Annotated in this window: 2 protein-coding genes; both read left to right on the top strand. The window is 28.2% G+C overall.

What is annotated here, in order from left to right; genetic code table 11:
• Window positions 1-425: hypothetical protein (locus CYP28_RS02185; protein WP_219811240.1), on the top strand; the 425-nt coding region annotated here is incomplete at its 5' end.
• Window positions 425-610, top strand: a 186-nt coding sequence (locus CYP28_RS02190) for a hypothetical protein (protein WP_141090908.1), incomplete at its 3' end; no start/stop codon positions are given. The genes CYP28_RS02185 and CYP28_RS02190, both read left to right, overlap by 1 nt.

The following is a 610-nucleotide window of genomic DNA, read 5'->3' on the forward strand; positions in this document are numbered from 1 at the left end:
AATATCTATTGTTATGTAAAAAAACAAGGCATAATAGTTCTCTTAAAAAAATAAAAGAAGCTTATATGTTTAGGGCAATTCAAACTCCTGAAGAATATGAAAGCCTAAAATCAACCCTTAATGACTTTAATGTTAAATTAAGCGATTTCTATAAAATTGATAATATAGACAATTCTTATATAGAAAACTTTGTAAAGAAAGCTGGCATAGAGCCTCTTACGGAATGGTCTGATAATTTAATGCTATTTTTGTGCGAGAAGCTAAAAGAGATAATGCAAAATTACAAAAATGAAAAAAAGAAAGAACCCAAAATTGTTTTAAGTAGGGAGATCAATACTCTTATTAAATCTATGCCTGCCGAGAAATTACATAAGCTTAAAGAATTTATCGAGAAAAGTCTTATAGAAAAAGGAGATAGCATATAATGCCAAAAGAAAACGCATATATTGGCAATCAAACTACTTTTAAAGAAGCCAAAAAAATATATAAGAATGAAATAGATGCTTTTAACCAGGCATTTGAAAAAATGTCTATAATCGACAATTCTCTTAGCAAAAAAGAGTGGCTTGATCTTTATACCAGAACTTGTAATATGGCAGAATATATCTAC

Source organism: Campylobacter concisus (genome assembly GCF_002914195.1).
Classification (GTDB): domain Bacteria; phylum Campylobacterota; class Campylobacteria; order Campylobacterales; family Campylobacteraceae; genus Campylobacter_A; species Campylobacter_A concisus_M.